Annotated in this window: 23 protein-coding genes and 1 tRNA gene; 8 read left to right on the forward strand and 16 right to left on the reverse strand. The window is 70.9% G+C overall.

The window, feature by feature from the left end:
• Positions 1-81: 81 nt before the first annotated feature.
• Positions 82-537, reverse strand: coding sequence for a GNAT family N-acetyltransferase (locus tag OHA58_RS20865; RefSeq protein ID WP_405480560.1), 456 nt, complete (start codon positions 535-537; stop codon positions 82-84).
• 266 nt (positions 538-803) lie between these two features.
• Here OHA58_RS20865 and OHA58_RS20870 point away from each other — a divergent pair, with 266 nt between their 5' ends.
• Entirely contained in the window at positions 804-1553 is a 750-nt protein-coding gene (locus tag OHA58_RS20870; protein ID WP_405480561.1) for a LuxR C-terminal-related transcriptional regulator, read from the forward strand.
• 26 nt (positions 1554-1579) lie between these two features.
• On the opposite strand, the gene OHA58_RS20875 is transcribed toward OHA58_RS20870, so the two are convergent.
• Positions 1580-2077 carry a MarR family winged helix-turn-helix transcriptional regulator gene (locus OHA58_RS20875; RefSeq protein ID WP_383086857.1) on the reverse strand — a complete coding sequence of 166 codons (498 nt, stop codon included), beginning with the start codon at positions 2075-2077 and terminating at the stop codon, positions 1580-1582.
• Positions 2078-2166: 89 nt separating this feature from the next.
• On the opposite strand from OHA58_RS20875, the gene OHA58_RS20880 reads away from it, so the two are divergent.
• Together OHA58_RS20880 and OHA58_RS20885 are read left to right on the forward strand one after the other, a co-directional pair.
• Positions 2167-2958: a trans-aconitate 2-methyltransferase gene (locus tag OHA58_RS20880; RefSeq protein ID WP_405480563.1), complete on the forward strand. Its 792-nt coding sequence runs from the start codon at positions 2167-2169 to the stop codon at positions 2956-2958.
• Positions 2958-3356 carry a VOC family protein gene (locus OHA58_RS20885; RefSeq protein ID WP_405480565.1) on the forward strand — a complete coding sequence of 133 codons (399 nt, stop codon included), beginning with the start codon at positions 2958-2960 and terminating at the stop codon, positions 3354-3356. Before OHA58_RS20880 ends, OHA58_RS20885 begins: the two co-directional genes overlap by 1 nt.
• A 32-nt stretch (positions 3357-3388) precedes the next feature.
• Here the strand turns inward: OHA58_RS20885 and OHA58_RS20890 are convergent, their stop codons facing one another.
• Positions 3389-4072 (reverse strand): TetR/AcrR family transcriptional regulator, encoded by a 684-nt coding sequence (locus OHA58_RS20890; protein WP_116512547.1) that lies wholly within the window; start codon positions 4070-4072, stop codon positions 3389-3391.
• Complete coding sequence (locus OHA58_RS20895) at positions 4069-5064, reverse strand: acyl-CoA desaturase (RefSeq protein WP_405480566.1); 996 nt, start codon at positions 5062-5064, stop codon at positions 4069-4071. Before OHA58_RS20895 ends, OHA58_RS20890 begins: the two co-directional genes overlap by 4 nt.
• A gap of 275 nt (positions 5065-5339) precedes the next feature.
• Between OHA58_RS20895 and ppc the strand changes: the two genes are divergently transcribed.
• Complete coding sequence (ppc, locus tag OHA58_RS20900) at positions 5340-8078, forward strand: phosphoenolpyruvate carboxylase (protein ID WP_405480567.1); 2739 nt, start codon at positions 5340-5342, stop codon at positions 8076-8078.
• Between the two features lie 97 nt (positions 8079-8175).
• Here the strand turns inward: ppc and OHA58_RS20905 are convergent, their stop codons facing one another.
• From OHA58_RS20905 to OHA58_RS20940, 8 genes are all read right to left on the reverse strand, one after another.
• Positions 8176-8880: a hypothetical protein gene (locus OHA58_RS20905; RefSeq protein WP_405480569.1), complete on the reverse strand. Its 705-nt coding sequence runs from the start codon at positions 8878-8880 to the stop codon at positions 8176-8178.
• Between the two features lie 200 nt (positions 8881-9080).
• Positions 9081-9536 carry a hypothetical protein gene (locus OHA58_RS20910; RefSeq protein WP_405480571.1) on the reverse strand — a complete coding sequence of 152 codons (456 nt, stop codon included), beginning with the start codon at positions 9534-9536 and terminating at the stop codon, positions 9081-9083.
• A 106-nt stretch (positions 9537-9642) separates the two neighbouring features.
• Positions 9643-10239 carry an aminoacyl-tRNA hydrolase gene (gene pth / locus OHA58_RS20915; protein WP_376262267.1) on the reverse strand — a complete coding sequence of 199 codons (597 nt, stop codon included), beginning with the start codon at positions 10237-10239 and terminating at the stop codon, positions 9643-9645.
• A gap of 100 nt (positions 10240-10339) precedes the next feature.
• On the reverse strand, positions 10340-10924 hold the full coding sequence (locus tag OHA58_RS20920; protein ID WP_383086873.1) for a 50S ribosomal protein L25/general stress protein Ctc: 585 nt from the start codon (positions 10922-10924) through the stop codon (positions 10340-10342).
• A 187-nt stretch (positions 10925-11111) separates the two neighbouring features.
• Positions 11112-12089, reverse strand: coding sequence for a ribose-phosphate diphosphokinase (locus OHA58_RS20925; protein WP_405480573.1), 978 nt, complete (start codon positions 12087-12089; stop codon positions 11112-11114).
• A gap of 119 nt (positions 12090-12208) precedes the next feature.
• The gene (gene glmU / locus OHA58_RS20930) at positions 12209-13657 is read right to left on the reverse strand and encodes a bifunctional UDP-N-acetylglucosamine diphosphorylase/glucosamine-1-phosphate N-acetyltransferase GlmU (protein WP_405480575.1); all 1449 of its coding nucleotides are present in this window, start codon (positions 13655-13657) and stop codon (positions 12209-12211) included.
• Between the two features lie 117 nt (positions 13658-13774).
• Positions 13775-13846, reverse strand: a tRNA-Gln gene (locus tag OHA58_RS20935).
• A 27-nt stretch (positions 13847-13873) separates the two neighbouring features.
• A complete protein-coding gene (locus tag OHA58_RS20940) occupies positions 13874-14731 on the reverse strand; it encodes a hypothetical protein (RefSeq protein ID WP_405480576.1) in 858 nt (285 codons plus the stop codon).
• Between the two features lie 167 nt (positions 14732-14898).
• Between OHA58_RS20940 and OHA58_RS20945 the strand changes: the two genes are divergently transcribed.
• Positions 14899-16203 carry a sensor histidine kinase gene (locus OHA58_RS20945; protein WP_405480578.1) on the forward strand — a complete coding sequence of 435 codons (1305 nt, stop codon included), beginning with the start codon at positions 14899-14901 and terminating at the stop codon, positions 16201-16203.
• A gap of 306 nt (positions 16204-16509) precedes the next feature.
• On the opposite strand, the gene OHA58_RS20950 is transcribed toward OHA58_RS20945, so the two are convergent.
• Complete coding sequence (locus OHA58_RS20950) at positions 16510-16992, reverse strand: SUKH-3 domain-containing protein (RefSeq protein WP_405480579.1); 483 nt, start codon at positions 16990-16992, stop codon at positions 16510-16512.
• A gap of 64 nt (positions 16993-17056) precedes the next feature.
• The gene (locus tag OHA58_RS20955; RefSeq protein ID WP_389530818.1) at positions 17057-17629 is read right to left on the reverse strand and encodes a YwqJ-related putative deaminase; all 573 of its coding nucleotides are present in this window, start codon (positions 17627-17629) and stop codon (positions 17057-17059) included.
• A 221-nt stretch (positions 17630-17850) separates the two neighbouring features.
• Here OHA58_RS20955 and OHA58_RS20960 point away from each other — a divergent pair, with 221 nt between their 5' ends.
• The 3 genes from OHA58_RS20960 to OHA58_RS20970 all read left to right on the forward strand — a co-directional run bounded on the left by OHA58_RS20960 (position 17851) and on the right by OHA58_RS20970 (position 22997).
• A complete protein-coding gene (locus tag OHA58_RS20960; protein ID WP_405480580.1) occupies positions 17851-18876 on the forward strand; it encodes an SMI1/KNR4 family protein in 1026 nt (341 codons plus the stop codon).
• 7 nt (positions 18877-18883) lie between these two features.
• A complete protein-coding gene (locus tag OHA58_RS20965) occupies positions 18884-21760 on the forward strand; it encodes an SUKH-4 family immunity protein (protein ID WP_405480581.1) in 2877 nt (958 codons plus the stop codon).
• Positions 21761-22097: 337 nt separating this feature from the next.
• Positions 22098-22997: a cellulose-binding protein gene (locus tag OHA58_RS20970; protein ID WP_405480582.1), complete on the forward strand. Its 900-nt coding sequence runs from the start codon at positions 22098-22100 to the stop codon at positions 22995-22997.
• A gap of 398 nt (positions 22998-23395) precedes the next feature.
• Here the strand turns inward: OHA58_RS20970 and OHA58_RS20975 are convergent, their stop codons facing one another.
• Complete coding sequence (locus OHA58_RS20975) at positions 23396-24991, reverse strand: cation acetate symporter (protein WP_405485080.1); 1596 nt, start codon at positions 24989-24991, stop codon at positions 23396-23398.
• Between the two features lie 26 nt (positions 24992-25017).
• The gene (locus OHA58_RS20980) at positions 25018-25581 is read right to left on the reverse strand and encodes a DUF485 domain-containing protein (protein WP_405480584.1); all 564 of its coding nucleotides are present in this window, start codon (positions 25579-25581) and stop codon (positions 25018-25020) included.
• Positions 25582-25629: the final 48 nt, after the last annotated feature.

Consider the following 25629-nt stretch of genomic DNA (forward strand, 5'->3'; position numbering starts at 1 on the left):
CGGTAGAAACCTGGGGCCTGGCTGTGTCTCTTGGTGCGCTCCGCGCACGGGCCCAGGTCTCCTCGCGTGGGGCGGGTGTGCTCAGCCGAGCCGCTTGGTGAGTGTGAACTCTTTGATTCCTGGTGGGTAGTCGGGGATGACGCAGACGAGTTCGTAGCCGTGCTGGCGGTAGAAACCTGGGGCCTGGAAGTCCCAGGTCTCCACGCGGGCGCCGCGGCAGGCGCGGTCCTCGTGGGCGATGCGTTCCGCCTCTGCGAGGAGGCGGGAGCCCAGGCCCTTCGCGCGGTGGCGGTCGTCGACCCAGAGCAGGTTCACATGGAGCCAGGTCGCCCAGGTGTGTCCGTCCAGGCCGCCGGCGATCTCGCCGCTCTCGTCCAACGCCCAGACCTGGAGCGGAACTTCGCGGTCCTCGGGCGTTCCGCGCAGCGACCTGAGCTCCGCCGACGCCGTGGTATTCGCCTCACGCAGCCGGAAGTGAAGAAGATCGCGCCGCTGTTTGTCGACTTCTGTCTCAATACGAAACATACGCCTCACCATAAACGCGCAGGCCAATCAGTTCTGCAAATTGCCTTCCGCTCCTGGCCCGCGGCCCTACTCTGAGGGGCAGTGCCGGTGGGGGCCGGTGCTGATCAGGGGGCGAGACAGCCGGGTACGCGCCCGGGGTGGGGGTAGCGGTACCAGCACGGCGGCGGCCGTGCGACCGCGATGACCTGCCTCTTCGGGCGCCGTACCCGTGCCGGACAGCCTCCCGGCGCCGGGGAATCCCCTGCTCCGCGAGGAGCTTGGGGGAGGGGGTTATACACGTGGTTCGCATCCGAGTCCTGGTCGTCGACGACCACCGCATCTTCGCCGAGTCGCTCGCCGCGGCTCTCGCCGCCGAGCCCGACGTGGACGTGTCCGCGGCCGGCAGCGGCCCCGCTGCACTGCGCTGCATGGACCGCGCGGCGGCGGAAGGGCGCCGTTTCGACGTCCTCCTCGTGGACGCCGACCTGGGCGCGGCCCTGCACGGCCCGCGCCCGGCGACGGTCGTGCCCGACGCGGCGCCCGGCCAGGACGGCCTGGTCGACGGGATCTCCCTGGTGGCGGGCGTCCGTTCGGGCCAGCCCACCGTCCGGACGGTGGTCCTCGCCGAGAAGGACGACCCGCGCCGCGCGGCCCTCGCGCTCCAGGCGGGCGCCTCCGGCTGGGTCGCCAAGGACTGCTCGCTCTCACGGCTGCTCACGGTCATCCGGGGCGTTCTGCGCGACGAGACGCATCTGCCGCCCGCCCTGCTCACGAGCGTCCTGCGGGAGCTGACCGCAGCCCGCAAGCACCGCACCGATTCGGAGCGCCTGGTGGAGTCCCTGACGCCGCGTGAGCGCGAGGTGCTGCGCTGTATGGTCGCGGGCCTCGGCCGCAAGGCGGTCGCCGAGCGCCTCTTCCTGTCCCCGCACACAGTCCGTACGCACATGCAGAACGTGCTGGGCAAGCTCGGGGTGCACTCCACGCTCGCGGCGGTGGCTCTGGCGCGCAGGGCCGGAGTCGGGCCCGCGGACCTGGAAGCGGCGTCGTAGGAACGGGAACCCGTACGACTGGGGCCCTAGCCGGGGATGTTGTCGAACGGCGCGGTCAACTGCCGCAGCAGGCCCGCCAGTTCACCGCGCTGGCTTCGGGACAGCTCCGCGAGGATCGCCCGCTCCTGTGCGAGGAGGCCGGCGAGTGCCTGGTCGGCGCGGTCCTGCCCCTCGGTGGTCAGCCGGACGAGGACGCCCCGCCGGTCACTCGGGTCGGGGAGGCGCTCGACGAGACCCTTCTTGGCGAGCCGGTCGATACGGTTCGTCATCGTGCCGGAGGTGACGAGGGTCTGGGTGAGGAGCTGTCCGGGGGAGAGCTGATAGGGGGCGCCTGCCCGCCGCAGGGACGTCAGTACGTCGAACTCCCACGGCTCCAACTGGTGCTCGGCGAACGCCAGGCGCCGGGCCCGGTCAAGATGACGCGCCAGCCTGCTGACCCGACTGAGCACCTCGAGGGGCTCCACGTCGAGGTCAGGGCGCTCTCGACGCCACGCTGCGACCAGCCGGTCGACCTCGTCCTCCATGACGATCAGTCTAGTGGGTCCCTCGACATGAAGTCTCTTGAATTCAACTATCTTGACATCGAGATAAATTCGGGAGGATCCTGGCCGCCATGAGCGCACCCACCTGGGACCCCCAGCAGTATCTCCGGCACGCGGACCACCGCACACGCCCTTTCGCCGATCTCCTCGCCCGCGTCCAGGGCGACCCGGCGAGGATCGCCGACCTCGGCTGCGGCGCAGGCAACGTCACCGCCCTCCTCGCCGAGCGCTGGCCGAAGGCCAGGATCACCGGCTACGACAACTCCCCGCAGATGCTGCAGAAGGCCGCCGCCCACGCTACCGACCTGCTCGACTTCGCCCCCGCCGACGCGGCCACCTGGACCCCCGGCGAGCCCTTCGACCTGATCGTCTCCAACGCCCTCCTCCAGTGGGTCCCTGGCCACACCGGCCGCTTCCCCGACTGGCTCGCCGGCCTCACCCCCGGCGGCACGTTCGCCTTCCAGGTCCCCGGCAACTTCGACGCCCCCAGCCACGTCCTGATGCGCGAACTCGCCGGGTCCGCACGCTGGCGGGACCGGCTCGGCGACACGCTCCGCCACGCGGACGCCGTCCAGACCCCAGAGCAGTACCTGAACAAGCTCACCGCGCTCGGCTGTGACGCGGACGTCTGGGAGACGACGTATCTGCATCTCCTCCAGGGCGAGGACCCCGTCCTCGACTGGGTCAAGGGCACGGGCCTGCGCCCCGTCCTCACCGCCCTCGCCGACGACCCCGAAGCCACGGACGAGTTCCTGACCGCCTACCGCGACCTGCTCCGCACCGCCTACCCGGCCACCGGCCACGGCACGGTGTTTCCATTCCGCCGCCTGTTCGCGGTGGCCCGCACGCCGGCGGCCGCCTGATGCTGACCGCCCTGGACCACGTACAGCTCGCCGCCCCCGCCGGGTCCGAGGAGGCGCTGCGCCGGTTCTACCGGGACGCGCTCGGCATGACGGAGACGCCGAAGCCCCCGGCGCTCGCGGCGCGCGGGGGCTGCTGGTTCCAAGCGGGACAGGTACGGCTGCACCTGGGGATCGAGCGGGCCCCCGCCGGAGGCGGAAAATGTCACAGTCGGCCGGCCCGCAAGGCCCACCTGGGGCTGCGGGTCACGGGGATCGAGGCGTACGCGGAGCGGCTCGCGGCGCACGGTGTGCGGATCACCTGGGACGGGGACCTGCCGGGCCACCGCCGGTTCTACGCCGACGACCCGGTGGGAAACCGGCTCGAATTCCTCGAACCGGTCACCCCCGGCCCGTTCTAGGGCGTGTCCGGCGGATCATGGCCGGGGTCGCCCTAGTTCTTGCGCCGCCCGATCAGATGCGGGTTCGCCTCCATGCCGTCCAGGCCGTGCCACGCCAGATTCACCAGGTGCGCCGCGACCTCGGCCTTCTCCGGCTTACGGGCGTCCAGCCACCACTGGCCCGTCAGGGCGACCATGCCGACCAGCGCCTGCGCGTACAGCGGCGCCAGCTTCGGGTCGAAACCGCGGTTCTTGAACTCGCGGCCCAGGATGTCCTCGACCTGCGTCGCGATGTCGGAGATCAGCGAGGCGAACGAGCCCGTGGACTGCGGGATGGGGGAGTCGCGGACCAGGATGCGGAAGCCGTCCGTGTACTCCTCGATGTAGTCGAGGAGCGCGAAGGCGGCCTGCTCGCACAGTTCGCGCGGATGCCCGGCCGTCAGCGAGCCGGTCACCATGTCGAGGAGCTGGCGCATCTCACGGTCCACGACGACCGCGTACAGGCCCTCCTTGCCGCCGAAGTGCTCGTACACCACCGGCTTGGAGACCCCGGCCTTCGCCGCGATCTCCTCCACCGACGTGCCCTCGAAGCCCTTCGCGGCGAAGAGGGTGCGACCGATCTCGAGCAGCTGCTGGCGGCGTTCCGCACCGGTCATCCGGGTGCGGCGCGCGCGCCGGGGCTTGTCGTTGCCGGCTGGGCTCGCAGTGTTCGGATCGGTCGCCACGTGTTCCATCATGCCGCGTCAGCGGCCTGCGGCTTGCGGCGGGAGTCGATCCGCTCCTTCGACGGCCAGCGCACGTCATGCGCCCAGCCCAGCTGCTCGAACCAGCGGATCAGCCGCGCGGACGAGTCGACCTGGCCGCGCATGACACCGTGCCGAGCCGACGTCGGGTCCGCGTGGTGCAGGTTGTGCCACGACTCGCCGCACGACAGGACCGCCAGCCACCACACGTTGCCGGACTTGTCACGCGACTTGAACGGGCGCTTGCCCACCGCGTGACAGATCGAGTTGATCGACCACGTGACGTGGTGCAGCAGCGCCACCCGCACCAGCGAGCCCCAGAAGAACCCGGTGAACGCGCCCCACCACGACATCGTCGCCAGGCCGCCGATCAGCGCCGGCAGAGCCAGCGAGAGCATCGTCCAGAAAATGAACTGACGCGAGATCGCCCTTATGGCGGGATCGTTCACCAGATCGGGTGCGTACTTCTCCTGCGGCGTCTGCTCCTCATCGAACATCCAGCCGATATGCGCCCACCACAAGCCCTTCATCAGCGCGGGCAGCGTCTCGCCGAAACGCCACGGCGAGTGCGGGTCACCCTCCGCGTCGGAGAACTTGTGGTGCTTGCGGTGATCCGCCACCCAGCGCACGAGAGGACCCTCGACCGCCATCGAGCCGGCGACGGCCAGCGCGATCCGCAGCGGCCGCTTCGCCTTGAAGGAACCGTGCGTGAAATACCGGTGGAAGCCGATCGTGATGCCGTGGCAGCCCAGGTAGTAGAAGAACACCATGAGGCCTAGGTCGAGCCAGCTCACACCCCAGCCCCAGGCCAGCGGCACCGCCGCGACCAGCGCCAGGAACGGGACGGTGATGAAGAGCAGCAGCGCGAGCTGCTCCAGCGAACGCTTCTGCTCACCGCCGAGCGTGGCGGAGGGCAGCGGAGCGCCGGTCGAGTCACTCGACGACGCCTCCGGGGCGTCATCGATCAGATCGGGGCTTGGTGTCATGGGGCGTCCCCTGTGGGGTCGAGGGTCGAGAACGGGGATGTGGTGCTGGGGAGTGGTACGGAGAACTTTTACTACGCGTCCGTAACCTACGGCGTCGTAAGTATGGCAGCGCGCAGGCCAGCGGCAAGAGGCCCGGAAACGGCCCTCCCGGGCGGACACCTATCCTTGGAAACGGTCGGACAGCGCGGTCCGCTCTGTATCTCCACCCGGGACTCATACCCGGATCCCGGGATTTCCCTCCCAGACGTGCTTCAACACTGCAAGGAGCCGCACCTGTGAGCAGTGCCGACGACCAGAGCCGTGAGGCCACTTCCAGCGCCGAGCTGCGCGCCGATATCCGCCGACTCGGCGACCTCCTCGGCGAGACGCTCGTACGCCAGGAGGGCCCCGAGCTCCTCGAACTGGTCGAGAAGGTCCGCCGCCTCACCCGGGAGGACGGCGAGGCCGCCGCCCGCCTGCTCGGCGAGACGGAACTGGAGACCGCGGCCAAGCTGGTCCGCGCCTTCTCGACCTACTTCCATCTGGCGAACGTGACCGAGCAGGTGCACCGCGGCCGCGAGCTGCGCGCCCGCCGCGCCGCCGAGGGCGGCCTCCTCGCCCGCACCGCCGACCGCCTCAAGGACGCCGACGCCGCCCACCTGCGCGAAACGGTCCAGCACCTCAACGTGCGGCCGGTCTTCACCGCGCACCCGACCGAGGCCGCCCGGCGCTCCGTCCTCAACAAGCTGCGCCGCGTCGCCGAGCTCCTCGAGACCCCCGTCATCGAGGCCGACCGCCGCCGCTACGACACCCGCCTCGCCGAGAACATCGACCTGGTATGGCAGACCGACGAACTGCGCGTCGTGCGGCCCGAGCCCACCGACGAGGCGCGCAACGCGATCTACTACCTCGACGAGCTGCACGCCGGCGCCGTCGGTGACGTCCTCGAGGACCTCACCGCCGAGCTGGAGCGCGTCGGCGTCACCCTGCCCGCCGCCACCCGCCCCCTCACCTTCGGCACCTGGATCGGCGGCGACCGCGACGGCAACCCGAACGTCACCCCCGCCGTCACCTGGGACGTCCTGATCCTCCAGCACGAGCACGGCATCAACGACGCCCTGGAGCTCATCGACGAGCTGCGCGGCTTCCTGTCGAACTCGATCCGCTACACCGGCGCCACCGAGGAACTCCTCACCTCCCTCCAGAACGACCTGGAGCGCCTCCCGGAGATCAGCCCCCGCTACAAGCGGCTCAACTCCGAGGAGCCCTACCGGCTCAAGGCCACCTGCATCCGGCAGAAGCTGGAGAACACCAAGGAGCGCCTCGCCAGGGGCACCGCGCACGTGGACGGCCGCGACTACCTCGGCACCGGCGAGCTCCTCCAGGACCTCACGCTCATCCAGACGTCCCTGCGCGAGCACCGCGGCGCCCTGTTCGCCGACGGCCGGATGAACCGCACCATCCGCACGCTCGCCGCGTTCGGCCTCCAGCTCGCCACCATGGACGTACGCGAGCACGCCGACGCCCACCACCACGCCCTCGGCCAGCTCTTCGACCGGCTCGGCGAGGAGTCCTGGCGCTACGCCGACATGCCCCGCGAGTACCGCCAGAAGCTCCTCGCCAAGGAACTCAGGTCCCGCAGGCCCCTCGCCCCCTCGCCCGCACCCCTCGACGCCGCCGGCGAGAAGACCCTCGGCGTCTTCCACACCGTCAAGCGCGCCCTCGACGTCTTCGGACCCGAGGTCATCGAGTCGTACATCATCTCGATGTGCCAGGGCGCCGACGACGTGTTCGCCGCCGCCGTCCTCGCCCGCGAGGCCGGACTCGTCGACCTGCACGGCGGCTGGGCCAAGATCGGCATCGTGCCCCTCCTGGAGACCACCGACGAGCTGCGCGCCGCCGACGTCATCCTCGACGAGATGCTCGCCGACCCGTCGTATCGCAGGCTGGTCGCGCTCCGCGGCGACGTCCAGGAAGTCATGCTCGGCTACTCGGACTCCTCCAAGTTCGGCGGCATCACCACCTCCCAGTGGGAGATCCACCGCGCCCAGCGCCGGCTGCGCGACGTCGCCCACCGCTACGGCGTGCGCCTGCGCCTCTTCCACGGCCGCGGCGGCACCGTCGGCCGCGGCGGCGGCCCCTCGCACGACGCGATCCTCGCCCAGCCCTGGGGAACCCTCGAGGGCGAGATCAAGGTGACCGAGCAGGGCGAGGTCATCTCCGACAAGTACCTCGTGCCGTCCCTGGCCCGCGAGAACCTCGAACTGACCGTGGCCGCCACCCTCCAGGCATCCGCGCTGCACACCGCGCCCCGCCAGTCCGACGAGGCCCTCGCCCGCTGGGACGCGGCCATGGACGTCGTCTCCGACGCCGCGCACGCCGCGTACCGCAAGCTGGTCGAGGACCCGGACCTGCCGACGTACTTCCTCGCCTCCACGCCGGTCGACCAGCTCGCCGACCTGCACCTGGGCTCGCGGCCCTCCCGCCGCCCCGGCTCAGGCGTCTCGCTCGACGGCCTGCGCGCCATCCCGTGGGTGTTCGGCTGGACCCAGTCGCGGCAGATCGTGCCCGGCTGGTTCGGCGTCGGCTCCGGCCTCAAGGCACTGCGCGAGGCCGGCCTCGGCACCGTGCTCGACGAGATGAGCGAGCACTGGCACTTCTTCCGCAACTTCCTGTCGAACGTCGAGATGACCCTCGCCAAGACCGACCTGCGGATCGCCCGCCACTACGTCGACACGCTCGTCCCCGACGAGCTCAAGCACGTCTTCGCCGACATCGAGGCCGAGCACGCGCTGACCGTACGAGAGGTGCTCCGCATCACCGGCGGCCAGGAACTCCTGGACACGCAGCCGGTGCTCCAGCAGACCTTCTCGATCCGTGACGCCTACCTGGACCCGATCTCGTACCTCCAGGTGGCCCTGCTCAAGCGCCAGCGTGACGACGCGGCCGCCGGCAACGAGCCGGACCCGCTGCTCGGGCGGGCGCTCCTGCTCACCGTGAACGGAGTGGCGGCGGGGCTGCGGAACACGGGCTGATCGACATGGGCTGATCCGGTTCCGTACGACGACGCATGGCTGAGGGGCGCCTCCCGCCGGAGCCGCCCCTCAGTCATTCATACGTGACGCGGACCGGTCAGCCCTGCCGGCCGGCCGCCCTGCGACGCCACACGAGCAGCGCGCCACCGGCCGCCACCAGCAGTGCGGCGACCGTGGCCAGCAGGCCGACGGGCGCGCTGCTGCCGGTCTCCGCCAGATCGCCGCCCGTCTGAGAGGACGGTTTCGAGGACGCCTGCGCCGACGGGGCCGTCGACGCGGGCTCGACCGCACCCGGCGACGCGGAGCCCGACGCGGACGCGCTGGGCTGCGCCGTCGTGCCCTCGGTCGGGGACGCGGACGGCTTGCCGCCCGGGTTCTCGTTGCCGTTGTCCGAGGAGCAGTCCGTCCAGAACACCTTGTGCTTGGCCGAGCCGTGCTCGCCGTCGAAGTTCCAGAACAGCTTGTAGTGCCCGTCGGGCAGCGACAGATCGTCGGTGCGGCCGTGTCCGTCCGAACCGAGCGTCAGCGAACCGGACTTGACCGTCTCGCCCTTCACATCGGCGGTCGGCGCCCAGGCCTCGATGTGCCAGTCGACCGCCTGGCCGTCGTCGAAACCGAAGGCGTCGAGGTAGAAGGTGCAGACGTGGGGCTCGTTCCTGCGGAGTTCGTCCCCGGTCGTGGCATCGTGGATCTTCACGGTGCCGTTGTCGCCGTGGGCGCCGGTGGCGTATGCGGAAGGGGCGAGCAGCAGCGCGGCGGAAGCCGCCACTGCGATCGCGCCTGCGGAAGTGAGGGTGCGCATGGGCCGTCCATCTTCGGATGAGATGCGAGTGACAGGAAAGCCTGTGGGGGGCCTGAGAGGTAGGCGCTCAGATTCCTGTGGCCGCGACACCCCGTCAAGCCACAGTTCGCCCCCGTGTGTGCTGTCTGTAGCGCCATGCCGCAAAAGTCACGCATAACGATCGGAGAAACCCGGACGCTCGCGGGCGGTATGAGCCGCCGTCAGAACGAGAGCGTCACGAACGCCGCCGTCAGGAGCACCCCGCCGACGCACGCCGAGATCCACGCCAGCCTCTTGCGACGCAGCCCTCCCGCGATCACCACGGCGGCCAGCAGCAGCGCACCGCCCAGCGGAACCCACGCGTGGAAGAACCCCGCAGCCCCCGTGCGCACCACCTCGGCCGTGCCGGGCTTCACCACCACCGGGATACGCGCGCCCTTCTTCTCCGCGATCGACCGGTCGATGACGACACGGTCGCGGGGCTGCGAACCCGGCGACAGGGGCGCGTAAGGGCCGGTGCACGTGTCGTCGGTGCACCGCGTCACCGTCATCGTGCCGCGCTCACGGCCCTTGGTGAGCATCACGTGCTGCGCCGACGCCCAGGACGCCCGGACGCCCGCGATCAGGATCAGCAGGGCCACGACCGTCATCGCGGCCCGACGGGTGTACGAGAGCATGGCGGCGATCCTTGGCCATGGCCCCGCGAAGAGTCAAGAAGAGCCGGCAGGACCCGGGCGAGATGCCCGTGACCTGTCGAGATGCCCGGTGAACTCACTCGACAGGTCAGGAGTTGTACGCGCTCTGCGCCCGCTCCAGGCCCTCCGTGACCAGACACTCCACCGAGTCCGCCGCCCGGTCCACCAGGTAGTCCAGCTCCTTGCGCTCCGTCGACGAGAAGTCCTTCAGAACGAAGTCCGCGACCTGCATACGCCCCGGCGGACGCCCGATCCCGAACCGCACCCGGTGATAGTCCGCACCCATCGACTTCGTGATCGACTTCAGACCGTTGTGCCCGTTGTCACCACCGCCCAGCTTCAGCCGCATCGTCCCGTAGTCGATGTCCAGCTCGTCATGGATCGCCACGACGTTGCCGACCGGCACCTTGTAGAAGTCCCGCAGACCCGTCACCGGACCACCCGACACGTTCATGAACGACATCGGCTTCGCCAGGATCACCCGGCGGTTCTGCGGACCCGGCGCACCGATCCGCCCCTCGAGCACCTGCGCCTGAGCCTTGCCGGCCCGCTTGAACTTGCCGCCGATCCGCTCCGCGAGCAGATCGGCCACCATGAAGCCCACGTTGTGCCGGTTCATCGCATACTCGGGCCCGGGGTTCCCGAGACCCACGATGAGCCAGGGGGCAGTGGCATCGGTCGTCATCGGGACCGCGTCTCCTCACGTACAACAGACGGACACGAACATGAAAAAACGGGGTGGCGGGCCGCAGTGGCCCGCCACCCCGTCAAGCAGAGCGTACGGCTCAGGCCTCGGCGCCCTCGGCCTCGGTCTCGGCAGCCGGCTCCTCGGCCTGCGCGGCCAGGATCTGGATGACGACGGCGTCGGGGTCCGTGACCAGGGTCGTACCGGCCGGCAGCGGGACGTCCTTCGCGTGGATGGCGTCGCCGCCCTCCAGGCCCGCGATCGACACGGTGACGGAGGTCGGGATGTGCGTCGCCTCGGTCTCGACGGACAGCGTGTTCAGCACGTTCTCGACGAGGAAGCTGCCCGGGGCCAGGTCGCCCTCGGTCTCGACCGCAACCTCGACCGTGACCTTCTCGCCGCGCTTGACGGTCAGGAGGTCGACGTGGACCAGGTAACCCTTGATGGCGTCACGCTGGACGGCCTTCGGGATCGCCAGCTCGGTCTTGCCGTCGATGTCCAGGGACAGCAGGACGTTCGCGGTACGCAGGGCGAGCAGCAGCTCGTGGCCCGGCAGCGTCACGTGAACCGGCTCGGCGCCGTGACCGTAGATGACACCGGGAACCTTGTTCTCACGGCGGACGGCGCGGGCAGCACCCTTGCCGAACTCGGTACGGATCTCGGCGGCAAGCTTGATCTCAGCCATGTGCACTCCTCGTAGAAAAGGGGAAGGTAGTCACCCGGCCACGAACGGGCCTGCTACGAAGAGCGCGTCGATAACGGACCGCCGCACATAACAGTGCGGCCTCCCTCGCCGAGCAACTCCGTGAGTCTACCCGGCGGGAAGGCCGCCCCAAAATCGATCTAGAAGAGCCCCAGAGCCCTCAGAGCGACTACGCCTGCTCCTCGAACAGGCTCGTCACCGAACCGTCCTCGAAGACCTCACGCACCGCACGCGCGATCGTCGGCGCGATCGACAGCACCGTGATCTTGTCCAGCTCCAGCTCACCCGGCGTCGGCAGCGTGTCCGTGAACACGAACTCGCTCACCTTCGAGTTCTTCAGCCGGTCCGCCGCCGGACCCGAAAGCACACCGTGCGTCGCCGTCACGATGACGTCCTCCGCACCATGCGCGAACAGCGCGTCCGCGGCGGCGCAGATCGTGCCACCCGTGTCGATCATGTCGTCGACGAGGACACAGACACGGCCCTTCACGTCACCGACGACCTCGTGCACGGTGACCTGGTTCGCCACGTCCTTGTCACGACGCTTGTGCACGATCGCCAGCGGCGCGCCCAGACGGTCACACCAGCGGTCCGCCACACGCACACGGCCGGCGTCCGGAGACACCACCGTGAGCTTGGCGCGGTCGACCTTCGCCCCCACGTAGTCCGCCAGGATCGGCAGCGCGAACAGATGGTCCACCGGGCCGTCGAAGAAGCCCTGGATCTGGTCCGTGTGCAGATCCACCGTCAGAATGCGGTCCGCACCCGCCGTCTCCATCAGGTCCGCCACCAGACGCGCCGAAATCGGTTCACGTCCACGGTGCTTCTTGTCCTGACGGGCGTAACCGTAGAACGGCACGATCACCGTGATGGAGCGGGCCGACGCGCGCTTCAGCGCGTCGATCATGATGAGCTGCTCCATGATCCACTTGTTGATCGGAGCCGTGTGGCTCTGAATCAGGAAGCAGTCGGCGCCGCGAGCGGACTCCTGATAGCGGACGTAGATCTCGCCATTGGCGAAGTCGAATGCCTTGGTCGGAACGATCCCGACACCGAGAGCGTGCGCGACCTCCTCGGCAAGCTCGGGGTGGGCGCGGCCGGAGAAGAGCATCAGTTTCTTCTCGCCGGTCGTCTTGATCCCGCTCACAGCACTTGTCTCCTCAGACGCGTTCTTCCGCCGCTGCGCCCGCTCGTCCCATTAGCAGCGAGGCAGCCGAATCATGTGCACCTATCACGGTACGCCGTGTCGGACGCACCTGTTTCCGGTCAGCCTTCGCTGCCGGCCTCCCGGGATGCCTCCTCAGCCGCCTTCGCAGCCGCACTCCCCGGACGCTTACGGGCCACCCAACCCTCGATATTCCGCTGCTGGCCACGGGCCACGGCCAGCGAACCCGCCGGCACATCCTTCGTGATCACCGACCCCGCAGCGGTGTACGCACCGTCCCCGACCGTGACAGGCGCCACAAACATGTTGTCCGAACCCGTCTTGCAATGCGACCCGACAGTCGTGTGGTGCTTGGCCTCGCCGTCGTAGTTCACAAAGACGCTCGCGGCACCGATGTTCGTGTAGTCACCGATCGTCGCGTCACCGACGTAGGAGAGGTGCGGGACCTTCGTACCCTCGCCGATCGTCGAGTTCTTCGTCTCGACATACGTACCGATCTTGGACTTCACACCCAGCCGCGTACCCGGCCGCAGATACGCGAACGGACCCACCGACGCCCCCTCGCCCACCTCGGCACCGTCCGCCACCGCGTTGTCGACCCGCGCCCCCGCACCGACCTTCGTGTCCCTCAGCCGCGTGTTCGGCCCCACCTCGGCACCCTCACCCAGCCACGACTCACCCAGCAGCTGCGTACCCGGATGCACGATCGCGTCCCGCTCGAACCCCACCGTCACATCGACCCACGTCGACGCCGGATCCACGATCGTCACGCCCGCGAGCATCGCCCGCTCCAGCAGCCGGTCGTTCAGCGTCCGACGCGCCTCCGCCAACTGCACACGGTTGTTGATACCCGCGATCTCACGGTGGTCGGCGGCGACCGAGGCGCCGACGCGATGGCCCGCCTCCCGCAGGATGCCGAGCACGTCCGTGAGGTACTCCTCGCCCTGACTGTTGTCCGTACGCACCTTGCCCAGCGCATCCCACAGCAGCTGACCGTCGAACGCGAACACACCCGAGTTGATCTCACGGATCGCGTGCTGCGACTCACTCGCGTCCTTGTGCTCGACGATCGCCGTCACCTCACCCGACGCCCCGTCCCGCACGATCCGGCCGTAACCGGTCGCGTCCGGAACCTCGGCCGTCAGCACCGTCACGGCGTTCCCGTCACCGGTGTGCGTCGCCGACAGGTGCTTCAGCGTCTCGCCCGTCAGCAGCGGCGTATCGCCACACACGACGATCACCGTGCCGTCGACAGCGCCACCGAGCTCCTCGAGCCCCATGCGCACGGCGTGCCCCGTGCCGTTCTGCTGCTCCTGCACGGCGGTACGGGCGTCCGGATCGATCCCGGCGAGGTGCTCACGCACCCGGTCCCGCTCGTGACCCACGACGACGACGAGGTTCTCTGGGCTCAACTCCCGCGCGGCAGCGAGCACATGCCCGACGAGCGAGCGCCCACTGATCTCGTGCAGGACTTTGGGTGTGGCCGACTTCATGCGGGTGCCCTCACCCGCTGCAAGAACGACGACGGCGGCCGGGCAATTGGCGCTCACGGGTGGCCCTTCGGCTTCGGATGCTGTGTGGGGTGGACATCCGCAGGATACCGGGGCGTTGTGGGCGCGAAATGGGGGCGGGCCTTGGCGGCCCGTCGGGCCGCGCCACGCTGTGAGCTCCCCCGCCAGGACTTGAACCCGGACAGATGGCACCAAAAGCCACAGTGCTGCCAATTACACCACGGGGGATGGAAACGGCCTAAGTCGGACATTTCGTCAGGCTGTCGGCCGGGCTCCCAACACTATGCCGTACCAAGTGCCTTCCATGCGACGGTACAACTCGGCGCTTTGGCGGACATAGATCACGAGGCAGCCCTGGTAGTTCTCGCCGGTGTTCTTCCGGACGGTTCGCGGGTTGTGTTTCTTGATCGTCGGCTTGCTGAATGCGGAAGCGTCGACGCCGACGACCGCTGCCCAGTGCGCCTCGGCTGCCGCAATGTCCGCCGACTCGTGAATGCTGACTCGCAATGTCAGGCGATCGGCGGTGACGCCGAGCAGCTCGAGCCAGCGCACGAAGACGCGGATCACGTTGGGATCGCTGTTGATGAACTGAAGGACCTCGGAGCGGCGATGGGGCTTGCTCTTGGTGCCTTCGGCCCAGTAGAGGGCGACGCCCGTCAGGAAGAGCTCACGATCGGAGAGAGGGCCGACTGCTTCGGCGGCCTCACGCTTCGTCTCTCGGCGTTCGCTGTCTTGAGCGGCGCGCAGCTGGGCGAGGCCCGCATTCATGCGGGCGCGCTGCTCCTGGGGTGTGCATTTGGCCTCAGGTTTGGGCATGTCCCGTACCCAGAGCGAGACCGAGCTCTTCGAGCAGCCCAGCTCGGCCTGGATCTCGTTGTACGTCCGCCCTAGTCGACGCAGCTCCCGCGCCTGGGCCCGTAGGTCGTCCTTTGCGTTGGGGCGCTTGTTCCGCTCGGTCGGAGGCTCGCCCCTGACGAGGCGGCTCAAGGTCGCCTTGCTGCGCACCCCCAGTTCGTCGGCGATCTGCCGGAGGCTCAACCCCTCCCGTCGCAGCGCTACCGCCCGCTCCCGCAGTCCCTCGAAGTCCGTGTATTTGCCTGTGGTCTGTGTCATAGGCACAGGCTCGTTCGGGATGGGGGTGGGTGGGTCGTATTTGCATATGGACCAACAGTTCGAGGGATACCGGCTGGTTTCGCTTCTGTTCGAATGACGCCCATGGCAGAGGGCTGTCGCGGAAACTCACCGGAAAAGGGGCACTCCCCGCCCGTAGGCTGGACGGCATGACCACGACGGGGGAAATGCACCGGACGGCCGGGGGGCCGTGGTGGTGGGAGCGGCGGCGTAGTGCCGTGCTCGATGTAGGGCTGGCCGTCGCGTCGGCGGCGGAGTGCGGGGTGGAGGGGGTCGGGTTCGCGCGGGACGCCGGAGTGCCGGCGGCCGTGGGTGTTGTTTTCGGGGTGCTTGCCGGGGCCATGCTGGTGCTGCGGCGGCGGTGGCCGATCGCGGTGGTGCTGATCGGGGTCGCGGTGACTCCGGCCCGGATGGGTGTGCTGCTGAGCGTGGTGGGTCTGTACACGCTGGCCGCGTCCGAGATGCCGCGGCGGATCATCGGGGCCCTGGCGGGGATGTCGTTCGTCGGGACACTGATCGTGTCGGTGGTGCGGGCGCAGCAGGACATGGGGCACGGGAATCTCGTGCGGGTGGGGGACTGGTTCGTTCCGTTCGTCGCCATCACGACGTCGTTGGGTGTGACCGCTCCGCCGTTGCTGCTGGGGCTTTATGTCGGTGCGCGGCGGCGTCTCATGGAGAGTCTGCGGGAGCGGGCGGATTCGCTGGAGCGGGAGCTTCAGTTGCTCGCGGAGCGCGCGGAGGAGCGGGCCGAGTGGGCGCGGGGTGAGGAGCGGACGCGGATCGCTCGGGAGATGCATGACGTGGTGGCGCACCGGGTGAGTCTGATGGTGGTGCATGCGGCGGCGTTGCAGGCGGTGGCTCGTAAGGATCCGGAGAAGGCCGTGAAGAACGCGGCGCTGGTCGGGGACATGGGCCGGCAGGCGTTGACCGAGTTGCGGGAGATGCTCGGTGTGATGCGGTCCGGTGGTGGCGGGCGTGAGCCGGGTGCGGGGGTGCCGTTGGCGGCGGTGGGGGTGGCGGCTGCGGCTGCGGCGTCGCGTGCCGTTGATGACGAGGACGGGCCGTGTCTGGGTGATCTCGATGAGCTGGTGGGTCAGTCGCGGGCTGCGGGCATGGTGGTGGAGCTGCTCGTCGAGGGCGATATGCGGTCGTATGTCGCGGCGGTGGAGCAGACCGCGTACCGGGTGGTGCAGGAGGCGCTGACGAACGTGCACAAGCATGCGGCGGGCGCGAAGACGTATGTGCGGCTGGCTCATCGGGTGTCGGAGATCGCGATGCAGGTGGAGAACGAGCCGCCGCCGGACGCGGATTCGGCGTCGGATGTGCGGCTGCCGAGTGGGGGAAACGGGCTGGTCGGTATGAAGGAGCGGGTGACGGGCCTGGGTGGCGTGTTTGTGTGCGGGCCGACTGATGCGGGTGGGTTCCGGGTGTCTGCGGTGTTGCCGGCGGGGTAGGGCTCGCGGTCGGAGGCTGCTGCCGGCCGCGTGGGGCTTCTTCCGCCGGCTGTGTGGCGCTTGCTGTGCGTGTGCCCGTGGCTGCCCGGTGGGGGTGCGTCGGCTTGCTGTGCGTGTGCCCTTGCTGCCCGGTGGGGCTGCGCCCGCTTGTGGTGCGGGGCCGCGGCGGGATGTACGTGCTCGCTGTTCTACGGGGCTTCGCCGGCGAGACCATGCCGCCTGCGCGTGGTGCTGGTGGCTCCGCGCGCACATCCCGCCACGTCCCCTCCTGTTTCGTAGGCGGCTGATCGCCGGTGGGGCTCGGGGCTAAGCGGTCAGGCGGGTCGGGCTGGTGCCGTTGACGAGGGTTTCCAGGGCGTGGTCGATGCCGGGGCCGAGGTACCAGTCGCCGCTGTGGTCGAGGGCGTAGACGCGGCCTTCGGTGTCGATGGCGAGGAGGGCTTCGGAGCCGGATTCGGCGCCGAGGGGGCAGACCTCGGTGTCGAGGGCGCGGCCGAGGTCGCCGAGGGTGCGGGCCATGTGGAGGCCGTGGAGCGGGTCGAGGTGGGGCTGGGCGGGTGCTATCTGGCGGCCGGGGCCCTGTGGGGTGAGGTGGAGGCCGCCGAATTCGGCCCAGGCCTCGACGGCGGCGGGGAAGACGGTGTGGCGGTGGCCGGCGGGGGATACGTGGGTGCGCAGGGCGTCGGCCCAGAATTCGGCCTGTTTGATGTCCCAGCGTCCGGGCTGCCAGCCGGCGGCACGCAGTGCGGCGTCGACGGGGGCGGTGAAGCGGGTGCGGTCGGCGGTCATGTGGGGTGGCCTCGTCCTGTTCTGCTGCTGCCTGCGGTCGTGCGTGGGTGTTCTGGTGTGCCGGTCAGCCGGTGGTGTCCGTGGCCGGGTCCACGACGTGGACGCCGAAGTGGGCGGTGAGTGCGGCGCAGGCGCGGCAGGGGCGGGCGAAGCCGCCGTGCAGGGGGTCGCCGTCCTCGCGGATGCGGCGGGTGGTGAGTTTGGCGTGTTTGAGGGCTTTGCGGGCTTCGCCGTTGGTCATGGGTTTGCGGCGGGCGCGTTTGGAGCGTTCCTCGTCGGCTGCCGTGAGGTGGCGGGAGATGAGGATCGTTTCGGCGCAGCGTCCGGTGAAGCGGTCGCGCTGGGCGCTGGTGAGGGTGTCGAGGAAGTCCTGGACGAGGGGGTGCAGGGCGGGGGCATGTTCGCCGCGGGCTGCGGTGCTGGTCAGTGTGGTGCCGCGCACGGAGAGGGCGGCGGCGACGGTGGGCAGGATGCCGTCGCGGCGCTGGCGCAGGGCTGGGGCGGGTGCGTCCTCGGCGCTGCTCCAGCCGACGCGTGGGTCGCCGGAGGCGCCGTCGGCGGTGGCCGGGTGCCCGGTGTCGGGCTCCGAGGCGGTCGCGACGGCCGTGTCGGATGACGGTGCGGTGCTGCTCTGCATGTGGTGCTTCCCCTCCTGCAATCCCCCGGGTTGCGTGCACAGACTGCCAAATGCGGCCGGTGGTGCGGAAGCTGGGGCGTGGCGACACGCGGGAGCGTGGGCTCATCGTCACGGTGGGGTGACTGCTGGTCATGGAACCGGAGGGCCGGTGACCGGTGTCGTACAACCGCATAGGCTGTCGCTATCCGCGATCCATAACAGTGCCGCAGGGGGCAACCGCCATGACGACAGGTCGGCTCGGGCAGCAAGCCGCGCCGCCGAACGCGGCCTACGCCGGGCAGGTCGTGCACTTCCCGGACCCGGTCCGTGCAGCGCGCCATCCCAGGGGCGTACGGATCGACGGGAACGGCTATCCGGATTTTTCGGCCTACGCGCGTGCCGCGGCGGAGATCGCCGAGCCCCCGGAGGGGTTCGGGGTCGATGAGCTGCGGCTGACGGACTATGTGTCGGCGAACGCGGCTCTGGCCGCCGCCGGGCATGACTTGTGGGACACGATCGTGCCGGTGGCGACGCCGCACGGCTGGACCTGGCATCACGTGCCGGGCAGTCGTCGCATGGAGTTGGTCCCGGTCGAGGTGAAGGCGCTGCTGCGGCATCACGGTGGTCTCGCGACGGCGGCGGTGGATCACGGCAAGCGGGGGACGCGTCCGTTGCAGGAGACGCGGCCGGCGCACTTCGGGCTGCCGAAGTCGTCGGTGGCGGTGACGGAGCAGCAGGTCCTCGGTGCCGAGGAGGACTTGGGGTACCGGTTGCCGGGTGCGTACCGGGCGTTCCTGAAGGCGGCGGGCGGGTGCGCTCCGGTGGGGGCGGCGCTGGACGCCGAGCTGGGGCTTCTGGTGGACCAGCCGTTCTTCACGGTGCGGGACGAGGCCGCGGTCAACGATCTGGTGTACGTGAACAAGTGCCTGCGTGACCATCTGACCAAGGACTATCTGGGTGTCGGGTTCGCGCAGGGCGGCATTCTCGCCGTGAAGGTCAAGGGTGACCGGGCGGGTTCGGTGTGGTTCTGCGCGTACGACGACGCGCGGGACAGCGGGGACACGGCCGGCTGGTCGGTCGCCGAGCGGGTGGAGCGTCTGCTGCTGCCGTGCGGTGACGACTTCGACGCGTTCCTGGCCCGGCTCGCGGGCAATCCGCCGGAGCTGGAGACGGTGGCGAACCTGATGGTGGACGGCGGTTTCGCGAGTGCGGTCGACGCCTCGGGCGTGGCTGTAACGGCTGCTTCGACTGTCCCGGACGAGGGGTGAGTGTCCGATGGTGACGTTCGCGCAGGCGCAGGAGCGCGCCGAAGAGTGGATCAACGGCGATGTGCCCGGCTATCAGCACCGTGAGGTGCGGGTGCGGGAGTTCGAGCTGGGGTTCGTGGTGTGGGCCGAGGACCGCGAGGGCGGTCCGGTGTCCGACGGCGGGCGCCAGCGGCTCGTCATCGCGCGTGACAGCGGGGACGCCTCGCTGTGGCCGGGGCTGCCGGTGGGTGAGGTGATCCGGCGGTACGAGGAGGAGTACGGGCTGCCGGAGGCTTCGCCGGAGCCGGCGGACGCGCCGCCGGAGCGGGTGGACCTGAATCAGACGTCGTTCCTGTTGAGCCCTCCGGAGTGGCTCCAGGAGGCGGCGGACAAGCTGGGCATTCCGGACCGGCGGGGGGACGCGTCGTCGGCCGGCGTGTCTTCCGGGGCTGGTTCCGGTGCGGGTTCTGGGTCCCGTACGGGTGCTGCTTTCGGTACGGGTACGTCGGGTGCGGGTGCGGGTGCGGGTGCGGGTGCGGGTGCGTCCGCGCCTGAGCCGGCCGCCCCCACGCCTGCGAGTGCCGACGCGGGCAGCGGTGCGACGCCGTGGCCCGCCTCGCCCGCGGCGCCTTCCGGGGCGACCCCGTGGGCCGGTACGGACACGAACGCGGACGAGGAGGAGGACCGCTCGGTCGCGCCTCCGGCGACGGTGTTCGCGCCGCCGCTGGTCGACGGGGGTGACGTGCCTGCGCCCACCGCCGCGCCGGAAGCCAAGACGGCGCTGATGTCGGGCGGCAGCCAGCTTCCGCGCACGGCGGTGGCCCCGGCGGTCGGCGGGCCCGCTCCCGCCGCTCCGGGCACCCCGCCGCCGGGTGCTCCCGACGCGTACGGCTATCCGCAGGGCCCCGGCGCGCAGCAGACTCCGCCGCCCGGCGCCCCGCCGAACTACGGCTACCCGCAGGGGCCTGGCACTCCGCCCCCGCCCAACGTGCCGCAGGCGCCCGGGAGTTCGCAGGGCGGTGTGCCGCAGACTCCGCCGCCCACGTACGGCTATCCGCAGGGCCCGGGTCAGCAGCAGACTCCGCCGCCGGGTGCTCCCGACGCGTACGGCTACCCGCAGGGCCCCGGCGCGCAGCAGACTCCGCCGCCGGGCGGGCAGGGCGCGCCCGGGCGGCCGCTCGCGCCCGGGGCCGGTGACATCGCCGACGCCGCGACCAGCAAGGCGCAGGGTCCGCCCCGCGGTGCGCGCGGTGGTGGCGCGACGACTCCGCCGCCGCCCGGTGCCCCGGGCACTCCCGGTGCGCGTCCCTCGGGGCCCGGCGCTCCGGGTACTCCGGCGGGCGGTTACGTTCCGACGCAGCTCGTCTCTCAGCTCGGCCCCGACGGGCCCGAGGCGCCGCCCGCCCCGGGTGGTACGCCGCCCGGCGGTGTGCACCACGCCGCGACGATGCTGGCCGACCCGAGCATGGGTGGCCCCGGCGCACCCAAGCCGCCCGGTCCGCCCGGCGCGCCCGGTGCGGGTGCTCCCAAGCCGCCCGGCGCCCCCGGAACTCCCGGCGCGCCGCAGCCGCCTGGTCCGCCCGGCGCCCCCGGTGCGCCGCAGCCTCCCGGCCCGCCCGGAGGTACGCCGCCCGGTGGTGTGCACCATGCCGCGACCATGCTGGCCCAGCCGGGACCGGCCGGTCCCGGCGCGCCGCCCCCGCCGGCGGCACCCGGCGTGCCCGGCGTGCCCGGTGCGCCAGGGGCTCCCGGTGGCGGTGTCCATCACGCCGCGACGATGCTGGCCGGTCCCGGTCAGGTCGGTCCCGGCATGCCTCCTCCCGCGCCGCCGCAGGCGCCGGGCGGTATGCCGATGCCGCCGCCCGTGCCCGGGCAGCAGGTTCCGGGTGGCCCGCCCCCGGCCGCGTACGGATATCCGCAGCCCACGGGGCAGCCGACCGTGGGGCCCGGCTATCAGGCCGTGCTGCGCTACCGCGCGCCCGACGGGTCCGAGCAGCAGCTCATCCGCCGCTCGGCGCCCGGTACGCCGCACCCGGAGTGGCAGATCTTCCATGAGCTGCGCGGCATGAACATCCCGCCGGACCAGGTTCTGGAGCTGCACACGGAGCTGGAGTCCTGCGAGCTGCCGGGCGCGTACTGCGCCCGCATGATCCGTGAGCAGTGGCCGCAGGCCAGGATCACGTCCATCGCCCCGTACGGCAGGGACCACGCGTCGCGCCAGCAGGGCATGCAGCAGCTGATCGCGCACCAGGGCGAGTTGCACCAGGTGGCGGACGGTCCGGCGCGGCTCGCGCCGGTGCGTGCGCCGCTGCCGCCCGCGCAGCCGATGCCGCCGGTTCCGCCGGAGGCGATCGGGCAGGAGCTGGCCGCGGCGTTCGGTCCCGGGGTGTTCCGGTTCGACCAGCGGGCCGTGTCCCGTCAGGGCGTGCCGGACATCGTGGCGCACACCCTCGTCGTGGCGGGGCTGCCCGCCGACTTCGGGCCGTTCTTCTGGGCGCAGGCCCAGCCGGGCCGCCCGGTGCCGACGCTTGCCGAGCTGGCGCAGGAGCGGGGGGTGCAGCCCGCGTCGGACGCGGGTTCGTACCTCGTGATGGGCAGTGACTTCGGGCGGGCGATCTGCGTCCAGTACGGCACGGCGAACATCGTGGCCGTGCCGGTGGAGGCGGGTCCCGGCGGTGCGCCGGTGCCGCCGCAGTTCGTGAACACGGGCCTGCCCGAGTTCGCGCGCAGCCTCGCGGTGCTCGGCCGGATGTGGCCGCTGCGGTTCGGGCTCAACCAGGAGCAGGCGGGCCGCTGGACCGTCGACTTCCAGGCGCAGCTGGCCGCCGTCGACCCGGCGGCGCTCGCGTCGCCGGAGGGCTGGTGGTCGGTGCTGCTCGAGCAGATGTGGGACGGCCTGCTGTAACCGTCGGCAGAAGTACCGGCAGAAGTACCGGTTGAAGTACCGGTTGAAGTACCGGTTGAAGTACCGGTGGAAGTACAGGTGGAAGTGCAGGAGAGGCGCGTGACCGAATCGGTCGCGCGCCTCTCCCCTTTGTGTGCGTCGTGTTTATGCGCTTCGTGCGTGTGCGTCTCGGCGGGCCGGGTGTGAGCTCCCTCGCCCTCCGGGCTCCCGATTCCGACTTTCGGCAGCATTTGGCGCATCCTTGTCGAGTGGGTTGGGTGGAGTGTCTTGTTTTGAGCGCTTCGGCTCGATCAGGTGCCGGGTAGGAGAGCCGAAGAGGCGAAGAGGGGAATCAAGGATGAGCAGCGGTGCGTCGGTGTCGCCCCATGGCTTCGTCACGGGACGGGGCCGCGGCTACCGTCCCGGGCAGGTGGACGCGCTGGCCGCCGAGCTGTCCCAGGGCCGCGACGACGCCCGCGAGCGCGTCGTCCGGCTGACCGCTCAGGTCGAGGAGCTGGAGGCCGAGGCGCAGCGGCTGCGGCTGGCCGTGACGCAGCTCGCCCCGCAGACGTACGAGTCCCTCGGTGACCGCGCCCGCGAGATCCTCGCCCTCGCCGAGGAGGAGGCGGACGGGGTACGGGCGGCTGCCGCCGATGACGTCCGGCGGATCACGCAGGACGCGGAGGCCCGAGCGCGGGAGACGCGTGAGGCGGCCCGCGCCGCGGCCGACGCCGTACTGGCCGAGGCCGAGCAGTGGGCCGACGAGCGGCTGGGCGCCGGCCGGGCCACGGCCGACGGGGTCCGCGCCGCCGCGCGTGACGAGGCGAAGGAGCGGCGCGAGGAAGCGCTCGCCGCGCTGGACGACGTGCGGGAGCGGACCGCGGCGACGCTCGCCGGGCAGGAGAAGGACCACGCCGAGCGGCGGGACGAGGCCGAGCGGGAGATTGCCGGGCAGGAGGCCGGGGCGGACGCGCGCGAGGCGGAGCGCCTGGCGCTGGCCGAGGGGCGGCTGTCCGAGGCGCGGCGGGCGTTCGCCGAGGCGGAGGAGTCGGCCCGGCACGGCGAGGAGAACGCCGGGGCCCGCGCCGCGGAGCTCCTCGCGGAGGCGACCCTGCACGAGGAGGGCGTGGGCCGCGAGACGGAGCGGGTGCTGCGCGCGCACGGCGAGAAGTGGGACGAGGTACGCGCCCACATGGAACACGTCCGCACCACCCTGGCCATGCTCACGGGCCGCAACCCGGCCGACGGGACGCCGTAGGCGCGCCCTGTTGGCCATGGGCCGCGCCCACGCTGATGGCACGCCGTAAGAGGCCGCGCCCTCGCCGGCGGGGAGCCGTGGAGGGGCCGCAGTCTCGCCGATGGGACGCCGTGATGGGGCCGCAATCCGCCGATGGGACGCCGTGATGGGGCCGCAATCCGCCGATGGGACGCCGTGATGGGGCCGCAATCCGCCGATGGGACGCCGTGATGGCGCCGCAGCCTCGCCGGCGGGAGGCCGTGATGGGGCCGCAACCCGCCGGCGGGGAGCCGTGGAGGGGCCGCAGCCTCGTCGGCGGGAAGCCGTCGAGGGACCGTAACCCCGCCGGCGGGACGCCGTGATGGGGCCGCAACCCCGCCGGTAAGACGCCGTGGCCGGGCGCGTGGACCGTGTCGGGGCTACCCGTCCTCTCCCTTCGGGACCTGTCGCGTCGCGCCCGCCAGGATCCACGCCTCCACCGCCTCGTACTGGCGGCGTTGGCCGTCGGCCGTTCGGCGGCCGGAGGCCATCGTGCCGAGCCAGCCGAAGAGGAAGCCGAGCGGGATCGAGGCGATGCCCGTCGTGGTGAAGGGGAACCAGTTGAAGTCCTGGCCGGGGAACGCCGAGGTGGGCGAGCCCGACACCAGGTTGGTGCCCGTCATCAGGACGAGGCAGGACGCCGTGCCGCCGAGCAGCGTCCACAGCAGGCCCGTACTCGTGTAGCGGCGCCAGAACAGGCTGTAGACGAGCGCGGGCGCGAGCGCCGAGGCGCCCAGGCAGAACGACAGCGTGACCAGCGGCTGGAGGTTGTAGTGCTGGACGAGCGTGGCCAGGAGGATCGCGGGCCCGCCGACGGACAGCGCCGAGATGCGGGCGAGTGTCATCTCCCTGCGGCTGGTGAGCGGCGCCTTGCGGTGCGCGAAGACGTCGTGCGCAAGGGAGTTGGCACAGGCCAGGATCATTCCGGCGACCGAGGCGAGCAGCGTGAGGAAGAGCGCCGTGGTGACCGTGGTGAACACCAGCGTCTCCGCCGTGGAGGCGTCCGCGCCGAACGCGGCCCGCGCCCCGAGCAGATACGCCGTGTCGCCCTGCGGGTCGGCCGCGGCGACGGCGGCCCGGCCCAGGAAGGCCGTTGCGCCGAACCCGACGACCGAGATGATCAGCACGAACAGACCGACCGCCGACACTGCCCAGGACATCGAGCGGCGCACCTCACGCGCGCTGCGCGCCGTGTACATGCGCATGGTGACGTGGGGCAGGCACGCGCCGCCCAGGACGACGGTCAGTTCCGAACTGATCATGTCCAGGCGGGGGTTGGCGGTGCCGGCGAACTGGAGGCCCGAGTGCAGGAAGGCGTCTCCCACGCCGCTGGCCTGCGCGGCCTGTGAGGCGAGGGCGCCCGGGTTCCAGTCGAAGCGGTACAGGATCAGGAGGGCGACGGTCAGGCCCGATCCGAGCAGCATCACGGTCTTCATGATCTGGATGAGGGCGGTGCCCTTCATGCCGCCGATCGCCGCGTAGCTGATCATGAGGGCGCCGAGCGCGATGACGCAGCCCGTCTTGAAGCCCTCGCTGCTGAAGCCGAGGACGAACGCCAGCAGGTCGCCCGCGCCCGCCAGTTGGACGAGCATCAGCGGGAGCAGCGCCGCGAGGGTGGTGGCGCATGCGGCGATGCGTACGGAGCGTCCCGGCAGGCGGCGGGCGATCACGTCGCCCATGGTGAACCGGCCCGCGTTGCGCAGGGGTTCGGCCAGCAGGAACATCAAGAGCATCAGGGACAGGGACGTGCTCAGGGCGAGGACGATCCCGTCGTAGCCGGTGAGCGCGATGACGCCGCCGGTGCCGAGGACGGTCCCCGCGGAGATGTAGTCGCCCGCGATGGCGAGGCCGTTGCGCATCGGGGTGAGGGAGCCGAAGCCGGTGTAGAACTCGTCGAGGTTGTCGCGGTCGGGGCCGGTCATCACGCACAGGAGCAGCGTGATGGTGGCGACCGCGGTGAAGGCGACCAGGGACATGCCCTGTGCGGAGCTGCTGAAGTCCGTCACCGGAAGTTCCCCCCGGCCGTTCCGGGAGCCGGACGCTGGTCCAACTCGGCTTGTCTGCGCAGCCGGTGGGCGAGCGGGTCGACGCGGCGGCGGGCGGTGTACTCGTAGAGCCAGAGCGCGAGCGCGGTCACCGGGAGCTGGCACAGGGCGAGGAAGAGGCCGGTGGAGAAGCCGCCGGGAAGCGTGCCCGTCATGAGGGAGGGCGCGAACGCCGACAGGACGAGGAAGAGGGTGAAGTAGCCGAGTGCGGTGAGCGTGGCGACGCGCCGCTGCCAGCGGTAGGCGCTGCGCAGCAGTCGCAGGTCGCTGTGGTGGCCGAGTGCGGGGTGGCGCGGGAGCCGGTGCGTGGGCGCGGGTGGTGGGGGAGGGGGTGCCCAGGGATAGGTGAGGGCGGGGTCGGGCTGCTGTTGCGGGTGCGGCGGTTGTTGCGGGTACGGCTGCTGTGGCTGCTGGTACCCGTGCCGGTTCTGGTTTCCGTACTGGCTCCGGCCCGTGGGGAAGGGGCCCTGCCATGGCTCGTTCTGGTGGTCGGAATAGGAGCGGTGCGGTGTGTCGGACATCCCGGTTCTCCTTGCGCGGCTTGGGTCCGCCGGGGATTGCGGACGCAG

The sequence above is a fragment of the Streptomyces sp. NBC_00009 genome, from assembly GCF_045040855.1.
In the GTDB taxonomy this organism is placed as follows: Bacteria; Actinomycetota; Actinomycetes; order Streptomycetales; family Streptomycetaceae; genus Streptomyces; species Streptomyces aureus.